This is a genomic window from Massilia sp. CT11-108 (assembly GCF_047302915.1).
Lineage (GTDB): Bacteria > Pseudomonadota > Gammaproteobacteria > Burkholderiales > Burkholderiaceae_D > Telluria > Telluria orientalis.
The window spans coordinates 1-3529 of sequence record NZ_JBKYMO010000539.1 but is presented as its reverse complement, the minus strand read 5'-3'; the positions used below and the strand labels follow the sequence as shown (position 1 = coordinate 3529).

The 3529-nt window shown below is 64.4% G+C and carries 5 protein-coding genes; 1 reads left to right on the top strand and 4 read right to left on the bottom strand.

Annotated elements, in window-relative coordinates:
- The 4 genes from ACEN88_RS26960 to ACEN88_RS26945 form a co-directional block, all read right to left on the bottom strand.
- The coding region (locus ACEN88_RS26960) for an MFS transporter (protein ID WP_413344616.1) at positions 1-309 on the bottom strand (309 nt) is incomplete at its 3' end.
- 218 nt (positions 310-527) lie between these two features.
- On the bottom strand, positions 528-1088 hold the full coding sequence (locus ACEN88_RS26955) for a porin family protein (RefSeq protein WP_413344614.1): 561 nt from the start codon (positions 1086-1088) through the stop codon (positions 528-530).
- A 226-nt stretch (positions 1089-1314) separates the two neighbouring features.
- Positions 1315-2127, bottom strand: coding sequence for a prohibitin family protein (locus tag ACEN88_RS26950; protein ID WP_413344612.1), 813 nt, complete (start codon positions 2125-2127; stop codon positions 1315-1317).
- A 150-nt stretch (positions 2128-2277) separates the two neighbouring features.
- Positions 2278-3144 (bottom strand): SDR family oxidoreductase, encoded by an 867-nt coding sequence (locus ACEN88_RS26945; protein WP_413344610.1) that lies wholly within the window; start codon positions 3142-3144, stop codon positions 2278-2280.
- 115 nt (positions 3145-3259) lie between these two features.
- On the opposite strand from ACEN88_RS26945, the gene ACEN88_RS26940 reads away from it, so the two are divergent.
- Positions 3260-3529, top strand: a 270-nt coding sequence (locus ACEN88_RS26940; RefSeq protein ID WP_413344608.1) for a LysR family transcriptional regulator, incomplete at its 3' end; no start/stop codon positions are given.

The window sequence follows — 3529 nt, the reverse complement described above, 5'->3', positions numbered from 1 at the left end:
CCCGCCGACACCGAACACGGCGAATCCGAGGGCGGAGCCGCACAGCGACACCAGCATCACCGGCCGCCGCCCGAAGCGATCGCTCAGCGCGCCGAGCACGGGCGCCGCGATGAACGAACAGAGCGAATACAGGGCGAGGATAGCCGACACCCACCAGGCGACGTCGGGTGCCGCGACGTAGCGCGCCACCGAAAACGGCAGCACGGGGATGATCAGGGTGAAGCCGGCGAAGTTGAAGAAAACGGAGACGGCGATGATGCCGGTGCGACCGGTAAAGCGGAGAAAAAATGAGGATGACGATGCGTCCATGGGCTGCTCCTTGATCGACTGTTCGACCGGAGCGGCGCATCGACATGACGACCACACGGACGAACAGTTGGCGCCGACGGGCGCCAGTGTTCGTCGAGGGTTCGCACGCGCGGACGCATGAAACAGAGCTTTCGTTTCCGAAAGGACTTGGGCCTACCTATAACCAAGTCTGCCTTTTCCGACAACGCAAGTCTAACGTGGTTTTTCCTGACGGGCAATCAGAAGCCGACCTTCAGCCCCGCCGACCACACGCCCGCGCGCGCGCCGAAATCCTTGCGCTTGCCGTAGTTCTCGTACTCGCCGACGAGGGACAGCGTGTCGTTCAGCTTGTACTGCGCGCCCACGCCGGCATACACGTCGTTGTCGTTCTCCGTTGCCGAGTAGCCGATGTCGTTGTTCCACTTGCGCTGGCTGTGCGCGAGGCCCAGCTTGCCGTACGCGGAGAAGCGGTCGGTGATGGGCACCGTGTATTTCGCGGCGACGTAGGCGCCGTACCCCTTCGTCGTCGTCTTCACGCCGCCCGGGATGCCCGTCAACGCTTCCGAATACTGGCGGTCGCGGCTGGAGAAATTGACGTAGCCCGCTTCCACGCCCAGGTTGTTCGAGAAGTCCACGCCGCCGAAGATCTTCGCGTCGGCGTGGCGGCCGTCGGTGTCCCGGTTGCTGGTGCTCGCGACGCCCGCGCCGATATACGGCTTGAACGTCGTCGACTGCTGCGCGTGGGCGGCAGTGCCGGCGACGAGCGTGGCAGCGGCGAGGGCGAAGGTCAGTGCTTTCATTGCTATCTCCTGTGGTGGTGTGAGGCCGCCACGATAGCAATGTGTTCAAGAACGAAACATTGGGGATTGGTAAGGATCTGTTACCGGTGTGCATATCAATGACCCGGAGATCAAATATGCATGCAGACAAGCAAACGCGCGTTGCAGGACGTAGCGCGGCGTTGACTGCACGATCCCAGCCATACGCCGACGCCACTCCTGTTTCACTTGCTTACGATTGCGAGGATCATTTAACGCTGTTGCTCACGTTGATGAACGGGATCGCACCACCCGCCACGCTGGGCAGCTTGCCATCCCACTTCTCGATGGCCATGCGCTGGTTCTCCATCTCGCGCAGGCGGATCAGTTCCGGCGTCACCTGCTGGCGCTGCACGGCCAGCGATTCGGCTTCGGCCTTGGCCTGGGCGACGCGCTGCTTCGCCTCCACCTCGATGCGCTGCAGGTCGCGTTCCGCCTTCAGCTTGAGCTGTTCGGCCGTCGTCTTCGCTTCGATCGCCTCATTGAACGAGCGCGAGAAATTGAAGTTCACGATCGAGAACTCGTCCACGACGATGCCGTGGCGCGCCAGCCGTTCGCGCAGCTGGGTGACGATCTGGTCGCGCACGTCGGTACGCTTGGCGATCAGTTCCTCGGCCGTGAAGCGGGCCGTGACGGCCTTCACCGCTTCCTGCACGGCGGGGATGATGATGCGCTGGCCCGGCTCGTTGCCCAGGTCGCGGAACACCGTCATCGCGGCATCCGGACGGACGTGGTAGTTCAGCGCCACGCGGGTGTGCACGGTCTGCAGGTCGCGCGAGGCGGCATCGCCATCGCCTTCGCCCTTCTGGATCGAGACGTTGACGAGGTTGAGCTTCTGCGCGATCGGCACGCGGAAGTGGATGCCCTCGCTCAGCACCTGGTCGCTCGGGCTGCCGAACGTCGTCATCACGCCGCGATGGCCGGCCGGCACCGTCCCGAACGGTGCCAGCGCGAACAGCAGGATCAGCACGACGACGGCGATGACGAGCTTCACGCCCGCGTTCAATGACACTCGATTCATTTCAATTCCCTTTCAGCTGTGGTTCCGCCGATCGGCTCTGGATCGGCAGGTCGCCTTATATTGACGACGGACAAAGTGTAAAGCTGTCAGAGGAACAATAGAATCAGAAATATCGGAAGCAGAAGTTCGGGAAAGCCGAAGCACCCGGGTTCAGGCCGCGGCGATGGCAGCGGCGAATGCGCGATAGCTGCGCAGCGGACGGCCCAGCAGCGCGGTCAGGCGTGCGACGTCGCCGGCGGCCGGCACCATGCCGTCGGTGAGGAAGCGCTCGCTCATCAGGCGCATGTCGTAGGCCATCCAGGCCGGCATGAACTGGCGCAGGTTCTGTTCGAAGGCGGCCGTGTCGTCGCCGCCGTACGCGATCGGACGCTGCAACACGTCGGACCAGATGGCGGCGACGTCGGCACCGGTCAGCGTGTCCGGGCCGACGACGTTGATGCGCTCGAGCGGCAACGGCTGCGCGGCATCGTGGCGGCGGATCAGCTCAATGGCGGCCACCTCCGCGATGTCGCGCGCATCGACCATCGCGAGGCCCCTGGCGCCGACCGGCATCGGATACACGCCGTAGCCCAGCACCACGTCCTTGATCGTGACGTCGTTGTCGATGAAATAGGCCGGACGCAGGATGGTGGCGGTAAAGCCCATCTGCTCGATCATCCGCTCGACGCCGAATTTACCGGCGAAGTGCGGCACGTTCACATACAGGTCGCTGTGGATGACGGACAGGTAGACGACCCGCTGCACGCCCGCTTCCCGCGCCACGTTCAGCGTGACGAGCGCCTGCGTGAATTCGTCGGGGACGACGGCGTTCAGCAAGAACAGCGTCGACACGCCGTCGAATGCGCGGCGCAGGGCATCCACGTCGAGCAGGTCGCCCTGGACGACGTCGACGCCATCCGGAAATGCAGCCTTGGCGGGATTGCGGACGAGTGCGCGCACGGGGGCGCCGCGCTGCACGAGTTGGCTAACGACGTGGTGGCCGATGTTGCCCGTTGCGCCGGTGACAAGAATGGTCATGGTGTGTGCTCCTGTTGGATTGTGAAAAGTGTCGGTTGACGCTTCACAGCTTAGACATCCCGCAGATGGACCGATAGACGGTAATATTGGACATCCCGTCTCACAGGTGGAACACATGGACTTGCTCGCCCTCGCCGATTTCAATCTCGTCGCCCGCCACGGCGGCTTCGGCCGTGCCGCCCGCGAGACGGGCCGGCCGAAGGCGACGCTGTCGCGCCGCGTCGCGGAACTGGAAGCGGATCTCGGCCTGCGCCTGTTCGAACGGGGCGCTCGTCTGCTGAAGCTCACGCAGGAAGGACGCGCGCTGCACGAGCGGACCGGGGCACTCCTCGCGGAGATCGACGAGACGGCGGCGGCCCTCGCCTCGGGCGGCGACCGGCCGCGC

Coding starts and splice junctions, on each gene's coding strand:
- ACEN88_RS26955 (WP_413344614.1), bottom strand. CDS start 1,088: ATGAAAGCACTGACCTTCGCCCTCGCCGCTGCCACGCTCGTCGCCGGC.
- ACEN88_RS26950 (WP_413344612.1), bottom strand. CDS start 2,127: ATGAATCGAGTGTCATTGAACGCGGGCGTGAAGCTCGTCATCGCCGTC.
- ACEN88_RS26945 (WP_413344610.1), bottom strand. CDS start 3,144: ATGACCATTCTTGTCACCGGCGCAACGGGCAACATCGGCCACCACGTC.